Consider the following 22,621-nt stretch of genomic DNA (forward strand, 5'->3'; position numbering starts at 1 on the left):
TGGCATTAATCATTGCTGGCATTAATCATTAATCATTGCTGGCATTAATCATTAATCATTGCTGGCATTAATCATTAATCATTGCTGGCATTAATCATTAAATAAAAGTATTGTTAAAAATAAGCGACTTTGCTATTAAAAATGTAACTTTGTGTCCTTATTCCAAAATGTATCTTTTATGACTACCAACAACCCCAAAATTATTAGCGAAGGGCTTACTTATGATGATGTGCTCTTGGTGCCGCATTACTCAGAGGTACTCCCACGGGAGGTTTCTACACAGTCCTATTTTAGTAGGAATATTCCGCTGAATGTGCCCATTGTCTCTGCGGCGATGGATACAGTGACCGAATCGGCTATGGCCATAGCAATTGCTCGCGAGGGGGGCATAGGGGTGCTCCACAAGAATATGACCATCGAGGAGCAAGCCCTACAAGTGAGAAAGGTCAAGCGTGCCGAAAGTGGTATGATCATAGACCCTGTGATACTTTCACTCACCTCTACAGTAGGTGATGCAAAACTCTGCATGAAAGAACATAGCATAGGGGGTATCCCTATCGTGGATGACGCAGGTATCCTCAAGGGGATTGTTACGAACCGAGATCTGCGTTTTGAGCGTGATAAAAACCGCCCTATTACCCAGGTGATGACAGGGGAAAACCTCATTACTGCACCTGAGGGTATCTCCATGAAAGATGCAGAAAAGATATTGGAAAGCCATAAGATAGAGAAACTTCCTGTAGTGAATAAGGACTACAAACTGGTGGGGCTGATTACCTTCCGCGATATAGCCAACCTACAAAGCAAATCCGTTTCCAACAAAGATAGTATCGGTCGCCTACGTGTAGCGGCTGCCCTTGGGGTTACCCTCGATGCAGTAGAACGCGCCGAAGCCCTTGTACATGCTGGGGTGGATGCCGTGGTGATTGATACCGCTCATGGTCATACCCGTGGGGTGGTGGCTGTGCTTAAGAAAGTCAAAGAACGTTTTCCACAGTTGGATGTGGTAGTGGGTAATATAGCTACCGCAGAGGCTGCCATTTACTTAGCTGAGGCAGGAGCCGATGCTGTGAAAGTGGGGATAGGCCCTGGTTCTATTTGTACCACTCGTGTGGTGGCTGGGGTAGGCTATCCACAGCTCTCGGCAGTGATGCAAGTGGCTGCGGCACTAAAAGAAAACAACTTACAGATACCTGTAATTGCCGACGGGGGTATTCGCTATACAGGGGATATCGTCAAGGCTATTGCCGCTGGGGCTGACTGTGTGATGCTTGGTTCGCTCTTGGCGGGTATCAAAGAATCCCCAGGGGAGACCATTATCTTTGAAGGTAGGAAGTTCAAGTCCTACCGTGGTATGGGTTCCGTGGAGGCTATGCAACATGGTAGTAAAGACCGCTATTTCCAAGATGTGGAGGACGATATCAAAAAGCTTGTTCCTGAAGGAATCGTAGGGCGAGTGCCTTATAAGGGCGAACTACAAGAGAGCATGCACCAGTTTATAGGTGGCTTACGTGCAGGTATGGGCTATTGCGGGGCTAAGGATATAGCCACACTAAAAGAAATAGGGCGCTTTGTGCGTATCACTGCCAGTGGTATTGCCGAAAGTCACCCACACAATGTAACCATTACTAAAGAAGCACCAAACTACTCAAGATAAAGAATAGTGACTAATAGAGAGTGAAAAGTGAAGAGTGTTTGCTTTTCACTCTTCACTTTTTGTTATTCACTTAATTAGTATTTGTATTCAGTAGTTTCTTCAAGTACTCTATTACCACCATTTTCTTCTCTGAGCTTTCTTACAATAGTAGGATAGTCACCATTGTATTCATATTCATAAAATCTTTTACTAACCTCAGGATTTCCATTTCTTTCATAGGTGGTTACAATGGTAAGCACATTATTTTTACTATTGTAGTATTCTATGAAATGATCAGGGTTCAATATCTTAATAAGATTATTCAAAGAAGGGTTGTTCTTGTTGTCATAAGTAAACTCGACGGTTTGCTTAAAAGAAGGGTTGTATGTTTTCTCTTCTTTGATTACATTTCCGTTTTCTACAGTGTAGATTGTAGTTTCTACATCTTCATTTACTTTAGATTTGTCGGCTACTACCTCTATATAGGATTTTTCATTTACAGTGATGCGATTTCCATTGTAAATAAAATCAGACTCTTCGTATCGGATGGCAGGTACATTATTTCCATCTTTGTAGGTTTTAGTAGTCTCTTTTCTAACGATTTTAGAGAGTTTGCCTCCTTCATAAGCATAAGTGGTTTCTTCGGTCTCATTACCTTCTACGCCTACTCTTTTGATAAGCCTGCTACTCTCATCGTAAGTATAGGTTTCTGTACTGCCTGAACCTTCTGCTTTTTCAGGAAGGGTACCGTTGTAGGTAATGATACTCCTTTTAGTGTTTTTGAGGGTACCGTTTTCGTAGTTTGCATAGCTCCAGCTCACTATTTTACCACCTTCTATTGTGTTAATAGATTTTCTGGTGATTTTTCCATCTTTGTCTTTGTAGGTAACTTCCTTAGGATAAGTTCCTTCCTTAATATAGGTATCAGGAACGTCATCGTCTTTTTTACAGCTAACAAGTGCTGTGATGGCTACAAGGCCGAGGATTACTTTTTTCATCTTTATTTGGTTTTTGATATTCTTTAATTGTTTGGTGATTGATACGCTTCACTTATTTTGGAGCAAATGTACAATATATTTTTTAAATATCAATAGTTAGAAAAATGAAAAGCGAAAAACTTTTTACTCTTCACTTTTCACTTTTCACTTACATTAGAACTTTACTCCAAGTCCCAAAGAGAGTACAGCATTCTTGAAGTTATTATCATCGCTGATATGTGCATTCTTTAGAGAGTTGTTGTTAGGGTCAAGGGCATTGGTGAGGGAGTGGGTGTAGCGGGCTTCTACAAAGAAGTGCTGACTGAGATTGACGCCCAATCCTGCACCTACCCCAAAATCAAAGGCGGCATAGGCGTCCTTGTCCACTTTTTCTGTTACACGTTGGGCACCTCTTGTATAACTCACCTCAGGCTTGCCTACCAAGAAACCAAACTGCACCCCTCCTTGTAGGAAGAGTGGACCGAGGTTTACTTTGGCCATTACAGGGATATTAAGGTAATCGAGCCTAATATCGGCATTATTAATATTAACACTCATACCAAAGCCTTTGAGTTCTCGTTTCCAAGCAACTCCTTGTCGGGAGAAAATAAGCTCTGGTTGTATGGAAAGCACATTGCTTATAGGCAGTTCTACCAAGCCGCCTATATAGAAACCACTAAGTCCCTCAATGGTAGAAAGGGAGGACGTTTCCCCGCTGAATGTGCTATAGTTATACCCTGCTTTGACTCCAAAGTCTTGGCCGCGAACTTGTGAAAGCCCGCATACGGCCATGATGATTAAAAGCACAATTTTTCTCATTTTTTTAGTGTTTTATGGTCAATATTCTATTGATGTAAATGTGTATAAGCACAAGAATTACACCAGTTTTTGTAAGAAAAGTGAAGAGTAAAAATCTCTTCACTTTTCATTATTCACTTACATTAGAACTTCACGCCAAGTCCTAAAGAGAGTACAGCATTCTTGAAGTTATTATCATCGCTGATATGTGCATTCTTTAGAGAGTTGTTGTTAGGGTCAAGGGCATTGGTAAGGGAGTGGGTGTAGCGGGCTTCTACAAAGAAGTGCTGACTGAGATTGACGCCCAATCCTGCACCTACTCCAAAATCAAAGGCGGCATAGGCGTCCTTGTCCACTTTTTCTGTTACACGTTGGGCACCTCTTGTATAACTCACCTCAGGCTTGCCTACCAAGAAACCAAACTGTACGCCTCCTTGTAGGAAGAGCGGGCCGAGATTTACTTTAGCCATTACAGGGATATTGAGGTAGTCTAATTTGAGATCTTTTTTGAACTCACCCAAGATATTTTTTTGTTCCCAAGCGGCACCTTGTCGGGAGTAAATCACCTCTGGTTGGAGGGAAAGTACATCGCCTAAGGGTAGTTCCAAAAGGGCACCGACATAGAAGCCACTAAGCCCTTTGAGCGTGTTGTCTTTGGCGACATCACCATTGAAACTACTGTAGTTATACCCTCCTTTGAAACCAAAGTTTTGGGCATTTGCTTGTGTGAGACCGAAAATGGTCAGGGTAATTAAAAGTGCAATTTTTCTCATGTTTTTAAGTGTTTTGCAGTCAATATACTATTGATGCTGTTAATTCATTGAGAGTGTTGCAAAAACTATGCCAAGTCTTTGAGTGAAGAGTGAAAAGTGAATAGTGAAAAACATTTTTCACTTTTCATTATTCACTCTTCACTATTTAGAGGTTTCCTTTAAACTCATTGTTGATAAAGAACAGTAGTTTGTATTGGCCGCCTATTTGGTTTACGCGTATCCAGCTACCGGTGGGGGCGAGGTTGCCTGTTTTGCCCTCGTAGCGGCCATCGGGGTACTGTATAGACCAATAATTTTCGTCGCTATCTACCTTGTCCAAGGGGAGGAGTTCGCCTATATGCTTTTCACTAAGCTCAAAAGTAAAGGCGTTGTCCATGTTGTTGGGATCCGAGAGCGATATTACCAAGCGCTGGTTTGCAAGTGTATAGCCTACTCTTGGCTCAATCTTCGCTCCCTTATAGTATAAGCCAGAGGGGATACGCTCTACGAAGGTGAGCGTCTCATTGCCCTCGGCAGTATGTCCTTTGTAGGTAATGCGGTAGGCGATCACAAAGCGCTTGCCTGGGCTTACGGCACCTCCTTCTTTGATTTGTAGGTAGCTACCTGCCTCGGCGGTATGGCCTTCCTCTCCATAGATACGCCAAGAGGGTGCTCTGAACTCCCACGGTTGACCAGGAGGCACGATACCTTTTTCGGGTTGGCTTAGGTCTATTTTTTTGCCCAAGTGAGCCATATCCATTTGTATATACAACTCTTTTCCCTCTTTGCTGGTGAGGTAGAGTTGCAAGTCACTCCTTGAAAAAGCGCCTGCATCATAGGTAGTCGTGGCAGGGTAGAATGGAGCCTTGTCCAAACTAAAACCACGAGGGGGGATCTCAGGTAGCTCAGGTTCCTCTGGGTCTTCTTTGGCGCAGGCACCCACTAAGAGCGCACTTAGCGCGAAAATAATTGTCTTTTTCATAATGATTAATGATTAATGCCAACAATGATTAATGCCACTAATGATTAATGATTAATGCCACTAATGATGAACATTAATCATTAATTTAAGTTTCGCAAGTCGTTTTTAGGTTGCTATTGAAATTGCAAGTGACTGATAAACAATTATTTGTAGAAACCTCCCCCCAACCCCCCTCCAAAGGGGGAGCTTTAAGGGCATTGAAATGGTCTAATTTGTTTATTAAATTAGAAAATTTCCCTTCTATAACTTATTGAGCCTCTACTACTTACTAACTCCCCCCTTGAGGGGGGGTAGGGGGGATGTTTTGAGAATCAGTTGATTACAGAGCTTGCGAAACTTAAATCATTAATCATTAATCATTAATTGTTAATCATTGTTTTGAGTTCTCCTACATGTATAGTGCGTTTAAGGATTTTACCGTCCTTGTCCAGAAGGATAGCGGTAGGAATCCAGCGAAGGGCATAGGTCTGGGCGGCGTTGGACTTCCATACTCCTTTGGCTAAGGCCTGTGGCCAGGTGTATTGGTCTTTGCTGATGGTCGCTTGCCAAGCATTGGTATCTTCGTCTAAGGATACGCTGAGGATTTCCAAACCTTTGTCCTTGTATTCTTTGTATAAGGCAACCAGCTCAGGACTTGCCTTGCGGCAGTCAGGACACCAAGATGCCCAAAAGTCTATCAAGAGTTTTTTGCCACGGAAGTCCTTGAGGGACACCTTTTTGCCTTGTGCATCTACTAAGTCTATTTCAGGGGCTTCCGCTCCAGGTTGTATTTTGGCCAACTGGGCTATGGCGGCATCTAATTCCTTCAAGTAAGGGTTGTCTTTGAGGGAGGCATCTAAGCCCTTGCGAAGCGCTACCAAGGTATCATAATCGTATTTGTAGGCATTGCGTGCCAAGAAATAAGCTAAGTGTGGGGAGGTAGGTGCTTCTTTGATTTCTTTGTTTAGGTCTAAGGCATTATTGATAGCCATGCGGTTATAGCGTTCGAAAAGCTGAGCAGCATCGCTGGAGCGGAGAAACTCAAAATTCCAGTTAGGATTGAGAATCAGCTCTACGGGGGAGTTGTCCAAATATAAGTGAGCACGTGTACCGCTGCCGTTCAAGCGTAGTGCATAGACCAAGGGTTCCTCTGTTTTTCCCTCAAAGCGGAAATGCCCTTGTGCATCAATAGCAGTTGAATCTACAGGGGTGTAAGCTCTATCTTTGTATCGGTATAGAAAGATACGTGCCCCTTCAGGATAAACAGGAGTGGTTCCTTCAATCACATAGTGGTCGCCCGCCAAAGCGGCAGTTTCGGTAGTACTGGCAGCAGTACCTGCTTGCTGTTGGGTGTTCTGACACCCTATAAGCCCTAAGGCTAAAAGACTTATCAATTTCTTCATTACTTGATATTTTATTTAGCAGCAAAATTAGAAAAAAATGATAATACAGCAATGAATTTTAGTATATTTTTTTATTTTATTGGTCACTAGTCACTAGTCATTAGTCACTAGTAATCGGATCATCGAATATAGTTTTCGTGTCTATTTCCAAGGCAGGGAAAGTGGTTGAGTGCACCCATTCGCCTTCTACTACAGGGCGGGAAGCACTATAGAGGCCATCTTTTAGGACATAGATGGTGATGCTTCGCTCTTCGGGGCGGACGATCCAGTATTCAGGTACGCCTGCTTCTTGGTAGAGTTCGTATTTGTCCTTTAGGTCTCGCTGGGAATTACTGGGAGAGAGAATCTCTATAACCAAGTCAGGCGCCCCTAAGCACCCCCGACTGTCCAATTTCTCAGGATCACAGACTACACAGATATCGGGCTGTAATACTGTGTATATCAGCTCATCAGCCTTCCCCTTCTGAGGCAAACGTACATCAAAGGGAGCAGAGAAGACACTACATTTTTTCCCTGCAAAAAAAGGATACAATGTAACAAAGAGCCTACCAAAGATACTTTGGTGCAGGGTACTGGGTGCGGGACTCATTTTAAAAATTTTCCCGCGTAGCAATTCTATACGCTCAGAAAACTGCCAAAGCAGATAATCGGCATAGGTGTATAACTTGTTTAGATCCAGTTGGTTGATGTTGGTTACCATAAAAGTGAATTAATCATTAATCACTAATCACTAGTCATTGGTCATTGGTCATTAGTCATTGGTCATTATTTTAGTCCATTTCCTCTGTCAGTTTTTGGAAGGTCTCGCGGGCGGGGTGATGCAGGTAGAGCACCTTATAGACGGCATCGAGTATAGGGGTATAGGCAGGGGGGGATTGGCGTTGGTTGATCTTATACGCATTTTCCACAGCGTAGTAGCCCTCGGCCACCATATTCATCTCCATAAAGGCGCTTCTAACGGAATAGCCCTTACCTATCATGCTACCAAAGAGGCGATTACGGCTAAAAGCAGAATACCCCGTAACGAGCAAATCGCCCAAATAGGCCGATTGGTTGATGTCGCGGGCGATGGGGTGAATAGCGTCTACATAGCGCTGCATCTCGCGGATAGCATTGCTCATCAGCACACTCTGGAAGTTGTCCCCATAGCCCAAACCATGGGCAATCCCTGCGGCGATGGCATAGATGTTCTTGAGCATAGCCCCATACTCCACTCCTATGATGTCCTCACTGATTTTGGTACGGATAAAGGGGCCGCGTAGTGCCTTGGCCATTTCCTCTGCCTTGAGAAGATCTTCGCAGGCTACCGTTAGGTAAGAGAGGCGTTCGAGTGCTACTTCCTCAGCATGGCAAGGGCCAGTGATCACCCCAATATTCATTGGGTTGATGCCGTAAGCCTCCATAAGGTGTTCGCCTACCACCAAGCCCGATTCGGGGACGATCCCCTTGATAGCCGAGAAAATGACCTTGTCCTTGAGCGATACCGTGAGTTTGGAAAGCTCCGAGACCAAAAAAGCCGAAGGAATCACAAAAATCACATAATCCGCCCACACCACAGCCTCGTTGATGTTGCTGGTCAGATGGATTTTGTTCGTATGCAGTTCCACCGAGGAGAGGTAGTTAGGGTTATGTTTGTATTTTTTGATATGCGAGATAGCCAGATCGTTGCGCATATACCAAGTAATCTCAGGGAGGTTCTCACTGAGAATCTTTACGATAGCCGTCGCCCAGCTACCACCACCAAGTACTGTATATTTTTTCATATTCAGGAGATGATTAATGACTAATGACAAGTGACTAACAACTAATCACTGACTACTGATCACTAACCCTTATTTTTTGTTGACAATTTTTACTACGGCCATAATCAGTGCGCCCATAGCTACGAAGCTCAAGAGGGTAGCCCACCAATATTGTAGGAATAAGTCCTTGAGCACCACGGCAAAGACGATAGCAAAGAGCAATAGGGTTGCCACTTCATTGGCCATACGTAGCTTGACCGAGCTGTAGCGGGTCTCTCCGCGTTGTAACTCCTTGAGAGTGCGCCAGCTCCAGTAATGATAAGCCAAGAGCAGGACAATGCCAAGGAGCTTGATATGCATCCACCCTTGGGTTAGGAACATCCACTGGAATGCCCATAATAGGTAGATACCCGAAACCAGTACAATAACCAAGGCAGGCACGGTGATGATGTTCCACAAACGCTCTTCCATAAACGAGTATTGCTTGTGTAGAATATCGCGCTCTTGTCCCTCCTTGCCTTGTAAGGCCTCAGTATGATAAATCAACAGGCGTACTATATAGAATAGCCCTGCAAAATAACTCACCACAAAGATGATGTGTATGGATTTGATAATGAGATACAAAATAATATCAGTTTTTAGTTTTAAGTTCTCTTTCACTTACTTCAGCGTGCAAATTTACGAAATTATCAATCAAAAGTCAAGATTTTTTTCAGAGTTCAGTAGTCAGTAGTCAGCTACTGTCCTCTGACTTCTGTCCTCTGACCACTGTTAAATGCTTAACACCATTTTTTATTGTATAAATTCTTACTTCTCGTCCCTCTTTTCCTTGACTTCCCTGTCCTAAATGTTGTAATTTTGCATCTAGTTAGTTGTCAGATGTCAGTCATTAATCATTAATTTAAGTTTCACAAGTTGTTTTTAGGTTGCTATTGAAATTGCAAGTAATTGATAAACAATTATTTGTAAAAACCTCCCCCCAACCCCCCTCCAAAGGGAAAGTCCGCGAGAGCGGAGTATGTGTCTTTAAGGGCGTTGAAATAGTCTAATTTGTTTATTAAATTAGAAAATTTTCCTTCTATAACTTATTGAACCTCTACTACTTACTTTCACATACTCGCTTATGCGACTTTCCCCTTGAGGGGGGGTAGGGGGGATGTTTTGAGAATCAGTTGATTACAGAGCTTGCGAAACTTAAGTCATTAATCATTGCTGGCATTAATCATTAATCATTAATCATCAGTCATTATGGAAGAGGCTTTAGAAATTCTTTGGACATATGCTCGTCGTGAGCCTTTGGACAGCAATGGAGAGACCATAGTCCCTACCATCAACAATAGTATTGCTGCCATTCGTATCATTATGCGCTTGGAAGGATGGGCGATGGGAAGTGAAAAGCGAAAAGGGAGTAGTGAAAAGCGGGCAACACATGATTTGCCAGCGTCTAAACGTAGGGGCGAATGGCAATTCGCCCAATCGCAATTCGCCCAATCGCAATTCGCCCAATCGCAATATCCTCAATCGCAATATGCTCAATCACAAAATACCCAACACAATACGAATAATAACACGAACAATCATAATGAGGGCGAATTGCCCAACATGGGCGAATTGCCATTCGCCCCTACACCTGCTCAACACCATTTTGCCCAAACAAAATTCGCCGAACCTGACACGACCAATAACGACAACGATGATGAATATATAGAGGGCGAATTGCCATTTCCCCCTACATATGCTCAATCCCAATATCCCCAACCCAATATATCTCACAACAGTTACCACACTGCTGGCGCGAGCTTGCAGCTCGTGCCCCAAGAAAACCTCCTCTCCTTCACCCGTCATACACTCCCTGCTTTTGCCCCCGCCCCTTTCCATATTGCCTATTACGAGGTACTGACACGCTTCGCTATGGGAGAAATCAAAAAGCTGATGATCACCATGCCACCCCAACACGGCAAGAGCGAAGGTGCTACCCGTCGCCTACCTGCGTTTGTCTTAGGACAAGATCCCGACAAACGTATCGCTATTGTTTCCTACAATGCTATCAAAGCGCGTAAGTTCAACCGCGAACTCCAACGTATCATGGACGATGACCGCTATTACGAACTGTTTCCACAAACACTCCTTGCTGGTCAGGCAAGTTATCAGGAACAAGGAAGAAGAAGCCGTAACTACGCCCGCAACTCCGATGAGTGTGAAATCGTAGGCTACCAAGGGAGTTTCAAGACGATTGGCGTAGGAGGTTCCTTAACTGGCGAACCTGTGGATATGCTCATCATGGACGACTTATACAAAGATGCATCGTCTGCTTGGTCGCCAGTAATTCGCCAAAACGTGGCCGACTGGTACGATACGGTAGCCTCCACACGTTTGCACAACGATAGCCAGCAACTATTGGTCTTTACTCGTTGGCACATGGAAGATTTAGCAGGACGCTTGCTCGAACAAGAGGGCGTATATGACCCTATAGAAAACCCGCAAGGTTGGCTACTCGTTAGTTTCCCTGCCATACAGAACAGACCACCGAGCGAGCAAGACCCTAGAGTAGAAGGAGAACCCCTATGGCCTGAACGACATAGTTTGGAAAAACTCTTGGAAATAAAAGGTCGTTCCCCTACAGTCTTTGAGAGTTTGTACCAACAGAATCCACAGCCTTCCCAAGGGTTGATGTACGAAGAGTTTAACTGTTATACCGACTTGCCTTCTCGTTCCTACTCGGTAGCGTATATTGACGCTGCCGATAGTGGGGCGGATTACCTATGTGCTTTGTTTTATAAGGAAGCCGAAGACGGCAACTATATTACAGATGTGCTCTACACCAAAGACCCTATGGAGGTCACGGAAACCACGCTGACCTATATGCTCCAACAACACCAAGTAGAGCGCTGCCATATTGAGAGTAACAACGGCGGAAATTTGTTTGTCAGCAACCTCCAACAACGCTCATGGGACACAGGCAACCGACTGACGCGCTTTAATCCTTTTCATCAGAATCAGAACAAAACAGCAAGGATTTTTGCCGCTTCTGCTTCGGTACAAAAGCTGATTAAAATGCCTTTGGACTGGAAAAAGCGCTTCCCTAAGTTTGCCCGCGACCTCACGGGTTACCTCCGTGTAGGTGCCAATGTTCATGACGATGCCCCCGATGCGCTCACTGGCTCCATAGAGTGTCGCCAGCCCCCCAAGAGGGTCAGCGTCGCGGAGATGTTCGGAAGGATTTAAGCGAATAGTGAAAAGTGAATAGTGAAAAACGCTATTCAGGCGCTCACTCTTCACTTTTCACTAATAACTCTTCACTCTTCACTTTTCGTTATTCACTTAATTATGTTAGATGTTTCTATACTCAAATCAGGGCGTAACGCCCCCTTACCTAATCCTGTAGAGGCGCAGAAAGCCCTCAACCCTGCCTTGCACCCCGTCAATGACCCCGTGCTGAGGCGGGATAAGCAGGTACAAACCTCCGAAGGCACACGCCTTGAGCGTGTTGCCCGCATTGCTTTGCCCTTACAGCAGCTTATCATCAAGCGCTCGGTAGCCTTCCTCTTTGGTACTCCTGTGCGCTATGAGTGCGACAGTGAGGATAAGCAGCACCAAGAGGCCTACAAGGCTATCCTCAAAATCCTCGCCCAAGCCAAGGACAACAGCCTAAACCGACGTATTGCCCGTGCGACCTTTTCCTTTGGCGAATGTGCCGAGCTATGGTACCCCGTCCCTACTGCTATCCACTATGACTATGGGTTCCCCTGCCAGTTCAAGCTCCGTTGCAGTCTGTTCTCGCCTGCTTTTGGCGATACGCTCTACCCTTATTTTGACGCTACTGGTGATATGACCGCTTTCTCCCGCGCCTATAAGAGCCTCAACCCTCAGGGAGAAAGCGTAGGGGAGCTTGCCGATTACTTTGAGACCTACACAGCCACCGAACATTACCTATGGCGTATGGTATCAGGTCAATACCTCTTAGAAGAGGGCTATCCCAAGCCCAATCCTATCGGTAAGATACCTATAGTATATGCCCACCAACCCCATAGGGAAACCCAAGAGGTAGATCCACTCATTGAGCGACTGGAACATCTCTTGTCCAATTTTGCCGAAACCAACGACTACCATGCCGCACCTAAGCTCTTTGTTACGGGCAACATACAGGGCTGGAGCCAAAAGGGCGAACCAGGGGCTATCATTGAGGGCGACAAGGACGCCTCCATGCAGTACATCTCCTGGCACAATGCCCCCGAATCGGTCAAGCTGGAGATGGACACCCTGCTGCGTATGATCTACACCCTTACCCAGACCCCCGACATCTCCTATCAAAGTGTCCAATCCATGTCGCCCCCATCGGGTGCCGCCCTCAAGCTCCTTTTCCTCGATGCCTCGCTCAAGGTGCAGGACAAGCGCGAAATCTTTGACGCCTACCTATCACGACGCTTGGCCATTCTCAAGGCCTACCTCGCTCAGTTACATACACCCCTGAGGCAAGCCGCCGCCCAAGTGGAGATCACCGCACATATTCAAGAACTAATTTAATAAGGCAATGAGGCAATTGGTCAATGAGACAATGAGCAAATCGCCAAATCAACTAATCAACTAATCAACAAATTATCCTATGTTATTTTTTCTCGTCCCCTTAGTCCTCTTGTATCATTCCGATACGTCCATAGCCTTGCGAGATAGGCTGTATTACCTATGGCAAACGCTCTCTCGCAGCGCCCCCTTCATGCTCCTATACCGCTACTTTCACTCTTGGCAACAGACCCATGAGGCTTTTCTGGTAGCTTTGGGAGTTGCCCTTGTGGTCAATATGTTTGTCGGGGTCGCCTACCACCTGCGCCAGCGTACTTTTTCCTTGTCGGAGCTGTTAAAGAAAAGCGCCCAGATGCTTGGGGTCATCGCTGCGGTATATATACTCTTGGCAATGCTAAAAGTCCCTTTGGCCGAGAGCCACACTGGCGAACTCTTTGAGAGCACCCTCCAGCTGATGACCCTGCTATACCCAGTGAGCAAGGCCGTCAAGAACATCTTTGTCCTCACCCATGGCAAGTATCCCCCCGCTTGGGTGATGAAGGCGCTCTATAACTATGAAAAAGAAGGCAAACTCAAGGAATTTTTTAATAATGACAAGTGATAAATCAACCATAAATTTTCACTAACTTTGTACCTAAAATAAAACCAATATGAAACACATAATACTTATACTCCTCTTAGGAGTTTATTCCTCAGCATTCGCACAAAATAAGATAGAAGGTCTATGGTATCTCTTTGACCTCTTTGGAGAGAAACCCTCCATGGAGATGTTCCGTTTAGAAAGAAAAACCCAAGAAAGATCAGGTTATCGCATAGAATTAGATAAGGATAAGACTTTTTTGAGTTCTTCTTTTGCCGCTTGCGGAAATACTAGATTTGTTTCTATGAGTGGGAGCTATAAAAAAATAGGCAAGCATTATCTATCCTTTCATGTAGATAATTTATCTTTTTATGGAATAGGATACCAGACTGAGCGTGAAAAAAAAGATACTGATTTGGGCAAGTACTATGTCTATTTTTCACCAAGTGGAATACTTTACCTGATCAAAAGTACAGGAGATCTTGAGCAAGACAAGCAGTTAGCTCAGGATGCAGAGCAGTTTGGCGACCTTTATCCTATTATAAGATATATTTTTAAGCATAACGGAGGATATACCCCTTATAATCCTTCTTTTAGAGAAGGAATAACCACTTATGCAGCACAAGTACTCAAGCTGGCACATTATAAAGTATGTTTGCAGCTTTCTGTAAGAGGGATCATAGGAAACATAGGCTTAGTCAAGGACTTGGATACAAGCACTTATTACTATGTAGTTCAGGACACCTCTGCTCAAAAGGAAAGCGAATTCTTCCATTTCACCTCAGAAGAACTCAAAAGTGAATAATCCCCCTAGCCCCCGAAGGGGGAACCAGTGACCAGTGCAATAGGATTAGTCACTCGTCATTATCTAGACTTTGGCTTTGGGGGAGATAGTTACTTACAAAACTTTGTAACAGTACTGACCTTGTAGGGGGAGGTAGGGGAAGAATTTGAATATCAACAGATTACAGAGCTTGCGAAACTTAAATCAATAATTTTTACTAACTTTGCACTTAAAAAATAAAACCAATATGAAACGCATAATACTTCTACTCCTCTTAGGTGTTTATTCCTCAGCATTCGCACAAAAAAAGATAATAGGCAAGTGGTACCTCATTGAGCTCTTTGGAGAAAGAAACCCCGTGGAGATGTACCGTCTGCAAAGAACAACCAAAGCAACAGCAGGCTATCTCATAGATTTTGCTAAGGATAAGACTTTTTATAGTACTTATTTTGCCCCTTGTGGACTGGATTGTTTTGTCAATACTAAAGGTACTTATAAGAGGGTAGGTAAGCATTACCTATCTTTTCATGTAGATACTTTTTCTGCTTATGGAGGAGGATGTGAGAAATCTGAACGTGAAAAAAGAGATACCGATTTGGGTAAGTACTATGTCCATCTCTCTGCAAAAGGAATACTTTACTTGATCAAAAGTACAGAAAATCTCAAGCAAGATAAGCAGTTAGCTCAGGATGCAGAGCAGTTTGACGACCTTTATCCTATTGTAAAGTATATTTACAAACATAATAAGGGAATTGCCTCTTATAATCCTTCTTTTAGAGAAGAAGTAACCACTTATGCAGCACAAGTACTCAAGTTAGCACATTACAGAGTATGTTTGCAGTTTTTTGTAGGAAGCTCTATAGGAAACTTAGGCTTAGTCAGGGACTTGGATACAGGCATTTATTACTATGTAGCTAAGAGCCTCTATGTTCAGAATGAAAGCAAATTATTTCATTTCACCTCAGAAGAACTGAAAAGTGAAAAGTGAAAAGTGAAAAGTACTTGTCACTCGTCATTAGTCATTAATCATTAGTCATTAATCATTAATCATTAATCATTGGTCATTAATCATTAGTCATTAGTCATTAATCATTAATCATTAGTCATTAATCATTAGTCATTAATCATTAGTCATTAATCATTAGTCATTAATCATTATTTAGACTTTTTACAAATTACAATAAAACACTTAAAAACCCTTTTAAATTACATTAAGAAGTTGTACTTTTGCAGCGTAGTAGTAGGTATGCTCAGCGCCCTTGATTACAAGGAAAAAGAGTGTAGAAAATAGAACTACAAAGAAAAAAAAGAATAGATAGTTTTTTGTTTTTAATAGCTTTTTTATGAAAAAGAGTAGAAATTATAAGGGAGGATCATGGCGAGCGTTATGGCTTGTAGCTATGCTGTTCCCTATATACTTGTTTGGACAAGATGCTTCAGGCGACCCCGCCAAGGGGAAAGACTTGTTCAAGGCCAACTGTGCCGCTTGTCATAAGTTGGAAGGAAAGCTGGTAGGTCCTCCTCTTGGGGGCGTTACCGAGAAAAAATCTGCCGAATGGCTACACAAGTGGATCAAAAATAGCCAAGCCCTCATCGCCGCTGGTGACAAGGATGCAATCGCTATCTTTGAGGAGTACAACAAGGTGCCTATGCTCGCTTACGAGAGTATCCTCTCCGATGAGGACATCAACAATGTATTGGCCTATGTAGCTGACCCTGCTAAGGCCGATGCAGCGGCTGTCCCTGCTGCTCCTGCCGCTGGTGATGCTACTGCTGGTGCTGCCCCTGCCGCCACTGGTGATGCTGCCGCCACTACAACAGCACCTGTGAAAGAGACTTCTAATAAGTCCCTTGCCATAGTGCTCTTCTCTGCCTCTGTCTTACTCCTTGCCTTGCTCGTATTCTTTGTAGTAAAAGCCAACCGCGAGGTAAAGAAATTGGCCAAAGAGAACAACAACGAAGAATATCTAAAGCAAAGCAAATATTATCCTTTGTGGAATGTTTTTGTGAAAAACAAAATCATCACCGCTTGCCTTATCGCTATCTTATTCTTCTCCTCTACCTACTTTGCCTATGGATACCTTATGCAAGTGGGTATAGACCAAGGATACCAACCTATTCAAGAAATCCACTATTCTCACAAAATACACGCTGGCGATAACCAGATAGACTGTAAGTTCTGCCACTCTGCGGCACGTACTTCCAAAACAGCAGGAATCCCTTCGCTCAATGTATGTATGAACTGCCATAAGAACATAGAAGAGTATACAGGCCCTGTAACTGACCAATATACTAAGGAGTTCTATGACGGAGAAATCCAAAAACTATACGATGCGGTAGGTTGGGACGCTGAAAATGCACAATATACAGGAGTTCAAAAACCAGTGAAATGGACGCGTATCCATAACCTCCCTGACCATGTATATTTCAATCACTCTCAGCACGTAACCGTAGCGGGAGTAGCTTGCCAACAGTGTCACGGTGATGTACAGACTATGGAAGTGGTTGAGCAACACGCTCCTCTTACCATGGGCTGGTGTATCAACTGCCACCGCACTACCAATGTCAATGATGCCAATCCGTATTACGAAAAGATACATGAGCAATTGGCTAAGAAATATGGTAAAGAAAAGCTCACCATCGCCGAACTCGGCGGTCTCGAATGTGGTAAGTGTCACTACTAATAATGTTTAATGATTAATGACTAATGACGAGTGACCAATGACGATTTATGGTTCATTGACAATTAACAATTAACAATTAACAATTAAGAACATGTCATCAGAAAAAAAATATTGGAGAAGTGTAGAGGAGTTGGATACGAACAACCCTGTGATAGAGCAAATTCATCAAAATGAGTTTGTCGATAAGCTCCCTACCTTATATTCAGGCGAACACGAGTTCCTAAGTAACCAAGAGGCGATGGAGGAGAGTGCTACCACCCGCCGCGACTTCCTCAAGTATGTGGGATTCACTACTGCTGCTGCTGCCTTGGCAGCCTGCGAAGGCCCTGTACATAAGGCAATCCCTTATGTGATCCTACCCGAACAGATACGCCCAGGTATCCCTGACTACTATGCCACTACCATGGCCGATGGGTTTGACTTCGCTTCTGTGCTTGTCAAAACCCGCGAAGGACGTCCTATCCGTGTGGAAAATAACCGCGAAGCGGCTTACCGTGGCTGCGGAAATGCACGTGTACAGGCTTCCGTACTCTCTATGTACGATAGCTTACGCGCCAAAAATCCTCAAAAAGGTACTGAAAATATCACTTGGGATACCCTTGATAGTGCTGTGGTAAAAGCGCTTACCGATGCCGCTGCTCAACAAAAGCAGATCGTATTGCTTACCGGTACCCTCGCAAGCCCTTCTACAGAGAACCTAATCAAGGAATTTACCGAAAAATATCCAACAACCAAGCATGTAACCTACGATGCCGTTTCTGAAGAAGCTGCCGTATTGGCCTTTGAAAAGAAATACGGTGTGCGTGCCTTAGCCGATTATGATTTCTCCAAAGCTCAAGTAATTATCTCCTTCGGGGCTGACTTTATCGCCGATTGGCAAGGAGGCTACGAAGAGGAATATGCCAAAGGACGTATCCCTACCAAAGAGGGTAGAATGTCTAAGCACTTCCAGTTTGAGAGCAATATGTCCCTCTCTGGTGCTAATGCCGATGAGCGTATAGCGCTGAAACCTGCCTTGCTTAAGGTAGCTTTGGCTAAGTTCTACGGCTACCTCACTGGAAAGACCGTAGGAGGTTCTCTTCCTGAGCGTGCCGAAGCAGCTGTAAAGAAAGCAGCCGAACAGGCTAAAAAAGCAGGTAGCAAAGCCGTTGTCGTAACAGGTATTCAGGACGTGAATGCACAGAGCTTGGTGCTTGAGATCAACGAAGAGGTACTCCACAGTGCAGCCTTTGATCCTGCCCACCCTGTATATATCCGCCAAGGTAATGCCGCTGCCTTCAAACAATTGCTAACCGATATGAATGCGGGTAATGTAGGGGTGCTTATCATCAATAATGTAAACCCATTATACACCCTATCCGCTGCCGATGCGATGGCCTTCGAATCAGGCCTTGCCAAGGTAGCAACTTCTGTGGATTTCTCCCTCCGTGCCGACGAAACTGCTGTGAAAGCTACTTACCTTGCTGCTGCTCCTCACTACTTGGAGTCTTGGGGCGATGTGCGTATGCGTATCGACTATTACTCACTTATGCAGCCTACTATCCGTCCACTGTTTGATACACGCCAGTTCCAAGAAGCATTGCTCAAATGGAGCGGGAAGGATGCTAACTACTACGAATATATCAAAGCGTTCTGGAAAGCCAATGTTTTGGCCGAAGGCGATGCTTGGGAAAAAGCCCAACATGATGGCTTCTACCGCAAGGAAGCAGCCTTGCTTGGTGAAAAACCAGAGGCCTTGGATACAACTCCTATGGTAGCTGCCCTTACCGCAGCACCAGCTGAAGGCTTTGAACTAACCTTATATACCAAAACAGGTCTTGGTGATGGACAACAAGCCAACAACCCTTGGCTACAAGAACTACCTGACCCTATCACCCGTGTGTCTTGGGATAACTACCTAACCATGTCTGCCGCCGATGCCAAAGAATTGGGTATCAAGAATTGGCATGTAGCCAATGGCGCCTTGGACGGAGATTATGCCCAAATCCAAGTGGGCGATGTCTCTCTCAAAGTGCCCGTACTTATCCAACCTGGTCAGGCCAAAGGTTCTGTAGGTCTCGCTTTCGGTTACGGAAGAAAGGCGGCCATGAAAAAGGAAATGCAAATAGGGGTCAATGCCTATGTCCTTTACAACAATTTCAACAATGTACAACCAGTTGCCTCTATCAAAAAAGTAGATGGTACCCACGAATATGCTTGTATCCAGCTCCACAATACCCTTATGGGTCGTGGCGACATCGTTAAAGAAACTTCTCTAGAGGAGTTCTTGACCAAGGATGCCCACCAGTGGAACAAAAAGCCTGAAGTATCCCTAGATCACAAGGAAGTAAAGGCAACTTCTGTAACCCTTTGGAAGGAGTTTGACCACTCTACAGGACACTTCTTTAACCTTTCTATTGACCTAAATGCTTGTACAGGTTGTGGGGCTTGTGTGATTGCTTGCCACGCTGAAAACAACGTACCTGTGGTAGGTAAGAGTGAGGTAAGACGCTCCCGCGATATGCACTGGTTGCGTATAGACCGCTACTACTCTTCTGAAGAGACTTTCAAGGGCGATTTGGAAAAAGTAGAAGGTATCGAAGGCCTTAGCGCATCACTCTCTACTTTCGGGGAAATGGAAGTGGCCTCTGATAATCCACAAGTGGTATTCCAGCCTGTAATGTGCCAGCAGTGTAACAACGCTCCTTGTGAAACGGTATGTCCTGTGGGGGCTACCTCTCACGGAGTACAAGGACAAAACCACATGGCTTACAACCGTTGCGTAGGTACTCGTTATTGTGCTAACAACTGTCCTTACAAGGTGCGTCGCTTCAACTGGTTCCTCTATAGCAACAACAACGAGTTCGACTACCACATGAACGATGACTATGGTAAGATGGTACTCAACCCCGATGTAGTAGTACGTTCTCGTGGGGTGATGGAAAAATGTTCTTTCTGTATCCAAGAAACCCAAGCCGTTATCCTACGTGCTAAGCGTGAAAATCGCCAGGTGAAAGTAGGTGAGTTCAACGACGCTTGTGCTTGTTCTTCTGCTTGTGGTACAGGGGCAATGACCTTTGGAGACATGAACAATCCAGAAGATCCTATCGTAGAACTCAGCAAGAACGACCGTATGTATCACCTCTTGGAACACATCGGTACCCGTCCTAACGTATTCTATCAAGTAAAAGTAAGAAACAACGATTAATGATTAATTTTTAATGATTAATGATTAATGAAATTATAATTAACAATTGATAATTAATAATTAGAAAATATGGCATCGCATTACGAAGCACCTATACGCAATCCACTAATAGTAGGCGACAAGACCTACCACGATGTTACTGTGGATGTAGCGCGCCCTGTCGAAGGGAAAGCCAATCGCCTTTGGTGGATAGTATTCTCAGTAGCCCTCGCTGCTTTCTTGTGGGGATTGGGCTGTATCGTCTATACCGTATCTACGGGGATAGGCGTATGGGGATTGAACAAGACCGTGGGTTGGGCTTGGGACATCACCAATTTTGTATGGTGGGTAGGTATCGGTCACGCTGGTACCCTAATCTCCGCCGTATTGTTACTCTTCCGTCAGAAATGGAGAATGGCCATCAACCGCTCTGCCGAAGCGATGACCATCTTCTCAGTAGTACAGGCGGGTCTCTTCCCTATTATCCACATGGGACGTCCTTGGTTGGCCTACTGGACTGTGCCTATACCAAACCAATTCGGTTCGCTTTGGGTGAACTTTAACTCTCCTTTGCTTTGGGACGTGTTCGCGATCTCTACTTACCTTTCTGTATCCTTGGTGTTCTGGTGGACAGGACTTTTGCCTGACTTCGCTATGCTACGCGATAGAGCGGTAAAACCTTTCCAAAAGAAAATCTATAGCTTGGTGAGCTTCGGTTGGAGTGGTCGTGCTAAGGATTGGCAACGCTTTGAGGAAGTATCCTTGGTATTGGCAGGACTAGCTACCCCTTTGGTACTCTCCGTGCATACCATCGTATCCTTCGACTTTGCGACCTCTGTAATCCCTGGTTGGCATACCACTATCTTCCCTCCTTACTTCGTGGCTGGGGCGATCTTCTCTGGGTTCTCCATGGTAAATACGCTCCTTATCATCATGCGTAAGGTGTCTAATTTGGAAAACTATATTACCCTACAGCACATTGAGCTGATGAACTTAGTGGTAATGATCACTGGTTCTATCGTAGGTTGTGCTTATATTACGGAGCTTTTCGTAGCTTGGTATTCAGGAGTGGAATATGAGCAATACGCCTTCCTAAACCGTGCCACAGGGCCTTACTGGTGGGCATATTGGATGATGATGTCTTGCAACGTGTTCTCTCCTCAGTTCATGTGGTTCAAGAAGCTACGCCGCAGTATCCTCTTCTCTTTCTGTATCTCTATTGTAGTAAATATAGGGATGTGGTTCGAGCGTTTTGTGATCATCGTAACCTCTTTGCACCGTGATTACTTGCCTTCTTCTTGGAGCATGTTCTCTCCTACACTGATTGATATAGGTATCTATACAGGAACCATAGGATTCTTCTTCGTGCTCTTCTTGCTCTATTCACGTACCTTCCCTGTGATTGCACAAGCCGAAGTAAAATCTATCTTGAAGTCCTCAGGAGAAAAATATAAAAAATTAAGAGACACTAACCCTAATAATTCACATTAGTTATGAGTAAGAAAGTAGTACAAGCACTCTATAATGACGATGATGTGCTCCTCTCCGCTGTCAAAAAGGTTCGCCAGGCCAACCTTAAGATAGAGGAAGTATATACACCCTTCCCTGTACACGGACTAGACAAGGCCATGGGACTAAAGCCTACACGAATTGCCATAGCTTCATTCATCTACGGATGTATAGGATTAGTGGTTGCTACCATTATGATGAAGTACATCATGATTGATGACTGGCCTCGTAACATAGGAGGAAAGCCCAATTTTACTTATATAACCAACCTACCCGCTTTCGTGCCTATCATGTTCGAGCTTACGGTATTCTTTGCCGCTCACCTTATGGTAATCTCTTTCTACATGCGTAGTAGGCTATATCCTTACAAAAAGGCTGAGAATCCGGATCCACGTACCACCGATGACCATTTCCTTATGGAAGTACAAGCCGATGATAATACCTCTGAGCTTGTCAAACTCCTACAAGACACCGGTGCCGTTGAGGTAAAAATAGCAGATAAAAAAGCAATTCAGATATGAAAAAAAGATATATATTCGCCTTATCCGTAGTCGCCCTTTCGCTTACCGCTTGTTTCCACAAGGATAAGCCGAACTACCAGTATATGGCCGATACCGATATGTATTTCCCTGTAGGCTACGAAACCTACCAAGAGGCGCCTGAGGGGAACAAAGCACTCAAGGGCGGTATGGAAGCGCAACTCCCTCCAGAACATACCATCAAGCGTGGCTGGATGCCTTACCTCTATCCTAATACCAATGAGGGCTATGAGGATGCTAAGGCCAATCTTAAAAACCCGCTTGTAGCCGATAGCCTTGCCCTAGATAGCCATATCAAAGAAGGGGCTGCCCTCTACAATATCTACTGTATGGTGTGCCATGGCGCCGAAGGCGACGGACAGGGTATCCTCGTGCAACGAGACAAATATTTGGGTGTGCCTAACTATAAGGACAGAGAGATTACCCAAGGAAGCATTTACCATGTAATCTATTACGGACGTAATGCCATGGGCTCCTACGCTTCTCAGATTACTGAAAAAGAACGTTGGCAAGTGGCCTTATATGTGGAGCAACTCCGAAACAAACTCATTAATAAATAACCCCTAAGA

The 22,621-nt window shown here is 44.4% G+C and carries 19 protein-coding genes; 11 read left to right on the forward strand and 8 right to left on the reverse strand.

The window, feature by feature from the left end; translation table 11 throughout:
- Positions 1 to 178 precede the first annotated feature (178 nt).
- On the forward strand, positions 179 to 1,657 hold the full coding sequence (gene guaB / locus HMPREF9331_RS05275) for an IMP dehydrogenase (protein WP_016419987.1): 1,479 nt from the start codon (positions 179 to 181) through the stop codon (positions 1,655 to 1,657).
- Between the two features lie 74 nt (positions 1,658 to 1,731).
- On the opposite strand, the gene HMPREF9331_RS05280 is transcribed toward guaB, so the two are convergent.
- The 8 genes from HMPREF9331_RS05280 to HMPREF9331_RS05315 form a co-directional block, all read right to left on the reverse strand.
- Positions 1,732 to 2,634: a hypothetical protein gene (locus tag HMPREF9331_RS05280; protein ID WP_016419988.1), complete on the reverse strand. Its 903-nt coding sequence runs from the start codon at positions 2,632 to 2,634 to the stop codon at positions 1,732 to 1,734.
- Positions 2,635 to 2,787: 153 nt separating this feature from the next.
- A complete protein-coding gene (locus tag HMPREF9331_RS05285) occupies positions 2,788 to 3,432 on the reverse strand; it encodes a porin family protein (protein WP_016419989.1) in 645 nt (214 codons plus the stop codon).
- 122 nt (positions 3,433 to 3,554) lie between these two features.
- The gene (locus tag HMPREF9331_RS05290) at positions 3,555 to 4,184 is read right to left on the reverse strand and encodes a porin family protein (RefSeq protein WP_016419990.1); all 630 of its coding nucleotides are present in this window, start codon (positions 4,182 to 4,184) and stop codon (positions 3,555 to 3,557) included.
- 145 nt (positions 4,185 to 4,329) lie between these two features.
- Positions 4,330 to 5,145 (reverse strand): hypothetical protein, encoded by an 816-nt coding sequence (locus HMPREF9331_RS05295; RefSeq protein ID WP_016419991.1) that lies wholly within the window; start codon positions 5,143 to 5,145, stop codon positions 4,330 to 4,332.
- Between the two features lie 359 nt (positions 5,146 to 5,504).
- Positions 5,505 to 6,527 carry a TlpA disulfide reductase family protein gene (locus tag HMPREF9331_RS05300; protein WP_016419992.1) on the reverse strand — a complete coding sequence of 341 codons (1,023 nt, stop codon included), beginning with the start codon at positions 6,525 to 6,527 and terminating at the stop codon, positions 5,505 to 5,507.
- 100 nt (positions 6,528 to 6,627) lie between these two features.
- Complete coding sequence (locus HMPREF9331_RS05305; RefSeq protein ID WP_016419993.1) at positions 6,628 to 7,227, reverse strand: Uma2 family endonuclease; 600 nt, start codon at positions 7,225 to 7,227, stop codon at positions 6,628 to 6,630.
- A 70-nt stretch (positions 7,228 to 7,297) separates the two neighbouring features.
- Positions 7,298 to 8,290: an NAD(P)H-dependent glycerol-3-phosphate dehydrogenase gene (locus tag HMPREF9331_RS05310; protein ID WP_016419994.1), complete on the reverse strand. Its 993-nt coding sequence runs from the start codon at positions 8,288 to 8,290 to the stop codon at positions 7,298 to 7,300.
- Between the two features lie 69 nt (positions 8,291 to 8,359).
- The gene (locus tag HMPREF9331_RS05315; RefSeq protein WP_016419995.1) at positions 8,360 to 8,893 is read right to left on the reverse strand and encodes a CopD family protein; all 534 of its coding nucleotides are present in this window, start codon (positions 8,891 to 8,893) and stop codon (positions 8,360 to 8,362) included.
- 624 nt (positions 8,894 to 9,517) lie between these two features.
- On the opposite strand from HMPREF9331_RS05315, the gene terL reads away from it, so the two are divergent.
- From terL to HMPREF9331_RS05365, 10 genes are all read left to right on the forward strand, one after another.
- The gene (gene terL, locus HMPREF9331_RS05320) at positions 9,518 to 11,494 is read left to right on the forward strand and encodes a phage terminase large subunit (RefSeq protein ID WP_016419996.1); all 1,977 of its coding nucleotides are present in this window, start codon (positions 9,518 to 9,520) and stop codon (positions 11,492 to 11,494) included.
- Positions 11,495 to 11,596: 102 nt separating this feature from the next.
- A complete protein-coding gene (locus HMPREF9331_RS05325) occupies positions 11,597 to 12,793 on the forward strand; it encodes a phage portal protein (RefSeq protein ID WP_016419997.1) in 1,197 nt (398 codons plus the stop codon).
- A 79-nt stretch (positions 12,794 to 12,872) separates the two neighbouring features.
- The gene (locus HMPREF9331_RS05330; protein WP_016419998.1) at positions 12,873 to 13,391 is read left to right on the forward strand and encodes a hypothetical protein; all 519 of its coding nucleotides are present in this window, start codon (positions 12,873 to 12,875) and stop codon (positions 13,389 to 13,391) included.
- Between the two features lie 49 nt (positions 13,392 to 13,440).
- Positions 13,441 to 14,175: a hypothetical protein gene (locus HMPREF9331_RS05335; protein ID WP_016419999.1), complete on the forward strand. Its 735-nt coding sequence runs from the start codon at positions 13,441 to 13,443 to the stop codon at positions 14,173 to 14,175.
- A 226-nt stretch (positions 14,176 to 14,401) separates the two neighbouring features.
- Positions 14,402 to 15,142, forward strand: a complete 741-nt coding sequence (locus tag HMPREF9331_RS05340) for a hypothetical protein (RefSeq protein WP_016420000.1) — start codon at positions 14,402 to 14,404, stop codon at positions 15,140 to 15,142.
- 355 nt (positions 15,143 to 15,497) lie between these two features.
- Positions 15,498 to 16,838 carry a c-type cytochrome gene (locus HMPREF9331_RS05345; RefSeq protein ID WP_016420001.1) on the forward strand — a complete coding sequence of 447 codons (1,341 nt, stop codon included), beginning with the start codon at positions 15,498 to 15,500 and terminating at the stop codon, positions 16,836 to 16,838.
- 91 nt (positions 16,839 to 16,929) lie between these two features.
- Positions 16,930 to 20,025 (forward strand): TAT-variant-translocated molybdopterin oxidoreductase, encoded by a 3,096-nt coding sequence (locus HMPREF9331_RS05350; RefSeq protein WP_016420002.1) that lies wholly within the window; start codon positions 16,930 to 16,932, stop codon positions 20,023 to 20,025.
- Between the two features lie 69 nt (positions 20,026 to 20,094).
- The gene (nrfD, locus tag HMPREF9331_RS05355; RefSeq protein ID WP_009642928.1) at positions 20,095 to 21,495 is read left to right on the forward strand and encodes an NrfD/PsrC family molybdoenzyme membrane anchor subunit; all 1,401 of its coding nucleotides are present in this window, start codon (positions 20,095 to 20,097) and stop codon (positions 21,493 to 21,495) included.
- 2 nt (positions 21,496 to 21,497) lie between these two features.
- The gene (locus HMPREF9331_RS05360) at positions 21,498 to 22,034 is read left to right on the forward strand and encodes a DUF3341 domain-containing protein (protein WP_016420003.1); all 537 of its coding nucleotides are present in this window, start codon (positions 21,498 to 21,500) and stop codon (positions 22,032 to 22,034) included.
- Positions 22,031 to 22,612 (forward strand): c-type cytochrome, encoded by a 582-nt coding sequence (locus tag HMPREF9331_RS05365; protein WP_016420004.1) that lies wholly within the window; start codon positions 22,031 to 22,033, stop codon positions 22,610 to 22,612. Before HMPREF9331_RS05360 ends, HMPREF9331_RS05365 begins: the two co-directional genes overlap by 4 nt.
- Positions 22,613 to 22,621 lie beyond the last annotated feature (9 nt).

This window comes from Capnocytophaga granulosa ATCC 51502 (assembly GCF_000411115.1).
Taxonomy (GTDB): domain Bacteria; phylum Bacteroidota; class Bacteroidia; order Flavobacteriales; family Flavobacteriaceae; genus Capnocytophaga; species Capnocytophaga granulosa.

Bases quoted from the DNA above. Each gene is read 5' to 3' on its own strand.
- guaB (WP_016419987.1), top strand. From the start codon at position 179: ATGACTACCAACAACCCCAAAATTATTAGCGAAGGGCTTACTTATGAT.
- HMPREF9331_RS05280 (WP_016419988.1), bottom strand. From the start codon at position 2,634: ATGAAAAAAGTAATCCTCGGCCTTGTAGCCATCACAGCACTTGTTAGC.
- HMPREF9331_RS05285 (WP_016419989.1), bottom strand. From the start codon at position 3,432: ATGAGAAAAATTGTGCTTTTAATCATCATGGCCGTATGCGGGCTTTCA.
- HMPREF9331_RS05290 (WP_016419990.1), bottom strand. From the start codon at position 4,184: ATGAGAAAAATTGCACTTTTAATTACCCTGACCATTTTCGGTCTCACA.
- HMPREF9331_RS05295 (WP_016419991.1), bottom strand. From the start codon at position 5,145: ATGAAAAAGACAATTATTTTCGCGCTAAGTGCGCTCTTAGTGGGTGCC.
- HMPREF9331_RS05300 (WP_016419992.1), bottom strand. From the start codon at position 6,527: ATGAAGAAATTGATAAGTCTTTTAGCCTTAGGGCTTATAGGGTGTCAG.
- HMPREF9331_RS05305 (WP_016419993.1), bottom strand. From the start codon at position 7,227: ATGGTAACCAACATCAACCAACTGGATCTAAACAAGTTATACACCTAT.
- HMPREF9331_RS05310 (WP_016419994.1), bottom strand. From the start codon at position 8,290: ATGAAAAAATATACAGTACTTGGTGGTGGTAGCTGGGCGACGGCTATC.
- terL (WP_016419996.1), top strand. From the start codon at position 9,518: ATGGAAGAGGCTTTAGAAATTCTTTGGACATATGCTCGTCGTGAGCCT.
- HMPREF9331_RS05325 (WP_016419997.1), top strand. From the start codon at position 11,597: ATGTTAGATGTTTCTATACTCAAATCAGGGCGTAACGCCCCCTTACCT.
- HMPREF9331_RS05330 (WP_016419998.1), top strand. From the start codon at position 12,873: ATGTTATTTTTTCTCGTCCCCTTAGTCCTCTTGTATCATTCCGATACG.
- HMPREF9331_RS05335 (WP_016419999.1), top strand. From the start codon at position 13,441: ATGAAACACATAATACTTATACTCCTCTTAGGAGTTTATTCCTCAGCA.
- HMPREF9331_RS05340 (WP_016420000.1), top strand. From the start codon at position 14,402: ATGAAACGCATAATACTTCTACTCCTCTTAGGTGTTTATTCCTCAGCA.
- HMPREF9331_RS05345 (WP_016420001.1), top strand. From the start codon at position 15,498: ATGAAAAAGAGTAGAAATTATAAGGGAGGATCATGGCGAGCGTTATGG.
- HMPREF9331_RS05350 (WP_016420002.1), top strand. From the start codon at position 16,930: ATGTCATCAGAAAAAAAATATTGGAGAAGTGTAGAGGAGTTGGATACG.
- nrfD (WP_009642928.1), top strand. From the start codon at position 20,095: ATGGCATCGCATTACGAAGCACCTATACGCAATCCACTAATAGTAGGC.
- HMPREF9331_RS05360 (WP_016420003.1), top strand. From the start codon at position 21,498: ATGAGTAAGAAAGTAGTACAAGCACTCTATAATGACGATGATGTGCTC.
- HMPREF9331_RS05365 (WP_016420004.1), top strand. From the start codon at position 22,031: ATGAAAAAAAGATATATATTCGCCTTATCCGTAGTCGCCCTTTCGCTT.